This is a genomic window from Frankia sp. R82 (assembly GCF_023716925.1).
Taxonomy (GTDB): Bacteria; Actinomycetota; Actinomycetes; order Frankiales; family Frankiaceae; genus Frankia.
The window spans coordinates 1-5179 of the sequence record NZ_JAMQQG010000264.1; the positions used below are offsets into that span (position 1 = coordinate 1).

The 5179-nt window shown below is 73.7% G+C and carries 5 protein-coding genes and 1 pseudogene; all 6 read right to left on the reverse strand.

What is annotated here, in order from left to right:
• Positions 1–691: pseudogene (locus tag ND747_RS19910) on the reverse strand (CoA transferase); the annotation flags it as partial.
• Between the two features lie 17 nt (positions 692–708).
• On the reverse strand, positions 709–1317 hold the full coding sequence (locus tag ND747_RS19915) for an AIM24 family protein (protein ID WP_251735348.1): 609 nt from the start codon (positions 1315–1317) through the stop codon (positions 709–711).
• 116 nt (positions 1318–1433) lie between these two features.
• Positions 1434–2081, reverse strand: coding sequence for a DUF5134 domain-containing protein (locus tag ND747_RS19920; RefSeq protein WP_251735342.1), 648 nt, complete (start codon positions 2079–2081; stop codon positions 1434–1436).
• A gap of 57 nt (positions 2082–2138) precedes the next feature.
• Positions 2139–2375, reverse strand: a complete 237-nt coding sequence (locus tag ND747_RS19925; protein WP_251735343.1) for a hypothetical protein — start codon at positions 2373–2375, stop codon at positions 2139–2141.
• Between the two features lie 47 nt (positions 2376–2422).
• On the reverse strand, positions 2423–4108 hold the full coding sequence (gene pruA / locus ND747_RS19930; RefSeq protein WP_251735345.1) for an L-glutamate gamma-semialdehyde dehydrogenase: 1686 nt from the start codon (positions 4106–4108) through the stop codon (positions 2423–2425).
• Positions 4105–5040 (reverse strand): proline dehydrogenase family protein, encoded by a 936-nt coding sequence (locus ND747_RS19935; protein ID WP_251735346.1) that lies wholly within the window; start codon positions 5038–5040, stop codon positions 4105–4107. The genes pruA and ND747_RS19935 overlap by 4 nt, the downstream gene beginning before the upstream one ends.
• Positions 5041–5179 lie beyond the last annotated feature (139 nt).

Below are 5179 nucleotides of genomic sequence, written 5' to 3' on the forward strand. Positions count from 1 at the left end.
GGCCGGCGCAGCGCTTCCAGGACGACAGTGGCCGTTGGCGAACCAGCACGAACACCAACGACCCGATGAGTGGTCGGCCCGGGTCCAGCGCGGCGACCGGCATGGCCAGCAGCCGGGCGAACCCGACCACCTCGGCGGCCGGCCGGGTGGACACCGCCGTGGCAAGCTCCGCCCAGGCCCGCTCGCGCACAGTTCCGCCGACGCCCCCGCCGAGCGCGCCGAGAAGGGCGTCGACGGCATCCTCGTCGTGTGCGCGGGCCAGGTTCACCGCGATCCAGCCGTCCGCGGTGGGCAGCAGCCGGCAGCTGCCACCGGCCGAGCAGGTTCCGCCCCGGGCCAGGCCCAGCAGCGCGGCCCGGCCCCCGAGCAGCGCCGCCACCTCGGGTCGCGTTGTCCGGCCCACCTCCGCCGACAGTGCCGTGAACAGCCGCGCGGCTGCCTCGGCCCGTCCGATCACCGGCCCGTCCGGCAGGGTCGGTGGGGCCTGTGGGGCACCGGTGAGCCACATCAGCCCGCTGTCCGCCCACGCGGCCGTGGCCGCCCACGGCGCGGCCACGGCCCTCGGCAGCGACGACGGAGCAGGTGACGGGGACGGGGACGACGCAGACGCGGCGATCGGAACGGACAGGCCCTGCCCGACCAGCGCGGCGCACAGCTCGTCGAACAGGCGTCGGTCCAGCGAGGTCGGCACGGGTTGCGCGGCGCCCGTCAGTGTCCCTCGGTGGTGGAGCCCACCGCCGGCGTCTCGCCGCACTGCACGACCACGAAGCCGCCGCGTCCAGAGAACTCGACCTGTGCAAGCTCGCCCGATCTGCGTCCGACGAGGTTGCCGAGCCGGAACGTCGAGACGACCCGGGTGCGTACCCCGGAGGTCCAGGCCACCGCCGCATCCCGGTCCACGCACACCGGCTCGTCCGTGGACAGCACCAGGGGCGAGCCCACGCACAGCACGGCCACCCCGCCGGTCCCCGAGATCTCGGTGTTGAACAGGCCACCGGCGACCATCGCCCCGATTCCGCCGGAGGTCGTCGTCGCCTTGTAGCGCAGGCTCGACTCCAGGGCCAGCAGGCTGCGGCCGTTGGTCGTGAGACTGTCCCGGTCGAGGGTGAGGATGGTGATGTGATGGCCGGACTCGGCGAACCAGACGGTGCCGTGGCCGGTCGCCCGCATCAGATCCTGGCCCTCGCCGGTGACGGCCCGCCGCAGGAAACCGCCTACGCCGCCACCCTGGTAGGCGAACTCGACCCGGCCCCGGTAGGCGACCATCGATCCCTGCTTCGCGTGGACCCGCCCACCGTCTAGACGGACCCGCAGCATCCGCTCGCCCGGCTCGAGGGCGAACGGAGCGTCCGTGCCCGGCGGTCCGCCACCACCTGGCCCACCACCATCTGGCCCACCACCACCTGGCCCACCACCATGTCCCGACACGTGCATCACATCAGCATGACAAGCATTGCGGTGGCCATCACGAGTCGGCTGGCCGCGGGAGTGATCGGCACCACCGCGGGCAGGACCGGGCCCGTGGCCGACAGCGGCCGGGCCCAGGCCCAGGCCCGGCGCGGCAAGGAACCGGCCAGCGCGCCGGCCGCCGACACGGCGAACACGACGATGAACCAGCCGGACAGATCACCGGCCGTGCCGAACTCGGCCATCGGCCAACGCCCCGCGCGGGCCATGCACGCCATGGCCAGCGACTCCACGACCAGCATCGAGCAGCACGACCACCGGGCCGGCTCGCAGCACGCCGGCCCGGTCACCACCAGAGCCAGAAAGGCCACGGCGAGCGCCCCGTACCCCAGCGCGAACGCGGGTGAGCCCGACCAGGAGGGGGGCCCGACGAACATGACGACCATGCCGGCCGCGAGGACCGTGTGCCCGATCTCCGCCGGGACGAACCGAGGACGCCCCCCGATCACCCGCCGTACGGGTCTCGGCATGGACGACGCCCCCTCGGGGACGGTGACGACAAGGCGAACGGCGTGGTAGGCCCCCACAACCCCGGCCAGGGCCGCCACCAGGACGGCGACGGAGGTGGGCAGCCCGGTGACGGCACTCGTACGCGTGAGGTGGTCGTGGTTCACCGGCGCGCGACGGGGGCGGCCACAGCAGCACCGGCCACGACGGTGGTACCGGGCATGTCAGCGCACGCCCAGCGCGAGCTCCGCGTCCACGAGCGCGGTGATCTGCCCGGAACGCGCCTCGTCGACGATGACCTGCAGCTGCTCGACGCTCATCTGGATCCGCTGGCCGAAGTCGTCGGTGAGCACGATGCGGCGCTCTGGGGCCGCGTCGTGGTCCACGAACAGCTCAGGACAGCCGCAGCTGCACTTCCCGCAGAAGGTCAGGACATGACGCGCCTGCTCGGCAGCCGACATGGCAACTCCAGGGATGGGATGGGAGAGGAGGACCGGATGGCGCAAGTTTAGAGTCCGTGGATGCCCTGATGCTTGTTTTCGCCCACGTTCGACCCCGACCGCCTCGGATGGCCCAGCGGTGCGTCCAGGTTCTCCTTGATGATCCGGGGGGCCACCCAGCGCAGCAGGTTCTGGGCCGAGCCGGCCTTGTCGTCGGTGCCGGAGCGGCGGGTTCCACCGAACGGCTGACGGCCGACGACGGCGCCGGTGGGGGCATCGTTGATGCTGAGGTTGCCGGCGCAGAAGCGCAGGGCCTGCTCGGCCTGGGCGAGGGCCGCCCGGTCGGTGCCGATGACCGCGCCGGTCAGGGCGTAGGCGCTGGTCCGGTCGACCAGGTCCAGCACGTCCGCCCAGGCGCCGGGCCGGTCGTCGTCGTAGACGTACACGGCCAGGATCGGGCCGAACAGCTCTTCGGTGAACCACTCCCGGCCCGGATCCGTCCCGAGCAGGACCGTCGGGCGGACGAACCAGCCGACGCCGTCGTCGCAGCGGGCACCGGCGAGGATCGTCACGGAGGGATCGTCCGCCGCGCGGGTGCAGGCGGCGGCAAGGCGCGCGTAGGCCCGGGCGTCGATGACGGCCCCGGTGAAGTGGTCGAACTCACCGACGTCGCCGACCGTCAACGCCTCCGTGGCGGCGGCGAGATCACTCCCGAGGCGCCGCCAGAGGCTGGCCGGCAGGTAGGCCCGGGAGGCCGCCGAGCACTTCTGGCCGCTGTACTCGAACGCCGCCCGCACCAGCGCCGCGCGTACGACATCGACGTCGGCGGAGGGATGGGCGACGACGAAGTCCTTGCCACCGGTCTCTCCCACGATCCGGGGGTAGCCGCGGTAACGGTCCAGGTTGGCGGCGAGCGCCTGCCACAGCCGGGTGAACACCGCGGTGGACCCGGTGAAGTGCACACCGGCCAGTTCCGGGTCGGCGCACACGACCTCGCTCACCGGCACGCCGGAGCCACCCACCAGGTTGATCACGCCCGGGGGCAGCCCGGCGGCCTCCAGCAGGCGCATCAGCAGGTGCGCGGCGAGCGCCTGCGTCGGCGCCGGTTTCCACACCACGGTGTTGCCCATCAGCGCCGGTGCGGTCGGCAGGTTGCCCGCGATCGAGGTGAAGTTGAACGGGGTGACCGCGTAGACGAAACCCTCCAGCGGACGCAGGTCGAGGCGGTTCCACTCGCCGGTGATGCTGTGTGGCTGATCGCCGGCGAGCCGGGCGGCGAAGGCGACGTTGAAACGCCAGAAGTCGACGAGTTCGCAGGCGGCGTCGATCTCGGCCTGGTGGGCGGTCTTGCCCTGGCCGAGCATCGTCGCCGCGTTGACGATGTCCCGCCAGGGGCCGGCCAGAGCCTGCGCCGCGCGCAGGAACACCGCCGCCCGGTCGGTCGGGGCGAGCTCCCGCCAGCCCGGTGCCGCGGCCTTCGCGGCGGCGACGGCCGCGCACGCATCCGCGTGCGTGCTCTCCCGCAGCGTGCCGAGCACCCGCCGGTACTCGTGCGGCACGACGACGTCACGCGGCTCGCCGCCACCGGGCCGGCTGTGCCCACCGATGGTGTTGGTCAGTTCGAGCTGTTCCCCGGCGAACTGGCGCAGGGCCTGCTGCAGCCCTGCCCGCGCCGCGGAGCCGGCGGGGTAACGCCGGACGGGCTCGTTCACCGGATCGGGCACGACCACGCCGGGCCCGGCCGGCGCGTTCACCGGGCCGGCCAGTCGCTCGCGGCCTGCAGGGCCAGCAGCAGGTTGGCCGGTTTCTCGACCAGACGCCTGGACAGATAGGGCACGCAGTCCGGCCCGTACGGCAGGTAGACCCGCACGGGTGCCCCGGCCGCGGCCAGCCGGCGCTGTTCACCCGGACGCACCCCGAACAGCATCTGGTACTCGAAGCTGCCGGCCGGACGGTCCAGGTGACGCACCAGCCGCCCGGCCAGGGCGAGCAGCTGCGGATCGTGCGTCGCGATCATCGGATAGCCCGGACCGGACAGCAGGATGCCCAGACACCGGGCGTAGGCGGCGGCCACCGCGCTGCGCCCCTGATGGGCCACGGCGGCCGGTTCGAGGTAGGCGCCCTTGCACAGCCGCACCCGGGACCCGGCGCGGGCGAGATCGCGGCAGTCGCCCTCGGTGCGGCGCAGCTGGGCCTGTACGACGGCGCCGACCGTCGGGACGTCCTGGCGCAGCTGCGCGAGGACGGTCAGGGTCGCGTCGGTGGTGGTGTGATCCTCCATGTCCAGCGTGAGGGTCGCGCCCAGTTCCTGGGCCCGGGCGGCGATGATCGCGGCGTTCGCGCCGGCCAGCGCCGGCCCGTCGCGAGGCACGGCCTGGCCGAGGGCCGACAGCTTCACCGACACGTCCAGACCCGCGGCCAGCCCGGCCTGCTCCGCCACCTCGAGCAGGCGCAGGTAGGCCTCGGTGGTGTCGCGGGCGTCCTGCGCGTGCGACGCCCCCTCACCGAGCAGATCCACCGACGCCCGCAGCCCCTCGCCGACCAGCCGGGCGACCGCACCCACCGCGTCCTTGTCGGTGCTGCCCGCCACGAACCGGTCGATGACGGCGGACGAGAGCGGGCCGTGGGTCAGGGCAAGGCGCACCGGCGCGGTCCGGACCAGATGCGGGACCAGAGTTCTGAGCATGACGACCTGCCGTTCGACGCCACGGATACGCGAGCAGACACATCACGTAGCGTCACCCTGGCGGGGGGGGGGGGGGGGGGGGGGGGGGGGGGGGGGGGGGGGGGGGGGGGGGGGGGGGGGGGGGGGGGGGGGGGTGGGG

Excerpts from the sequence above, each read along its gene's own strand:
- ND747_RS19925 (WP_251735343.1), bottom strand. The coding sequence starts at position 2,375 with ATGTCGGCTGCCGAGCAGGCGCGTCATGTCCTGACCTTCTGCGGGAAG.
- ND747_RS19935 (WP_251735346.1), bottom strand. The coding sequence starts at position 5,040 with ATGCTCAGAACTCTGGTCCCGCATCTGGTCCGGACCGCGCCGGTGCGC.
- ND747_RS19915 (WP_251735348.1), bottom strand. The coding sequence starts at position 1,317 with ATGCTGCGGGTCCGTCTAGACGGTGGGCGGGTCCACGCGAAGCAGGGA.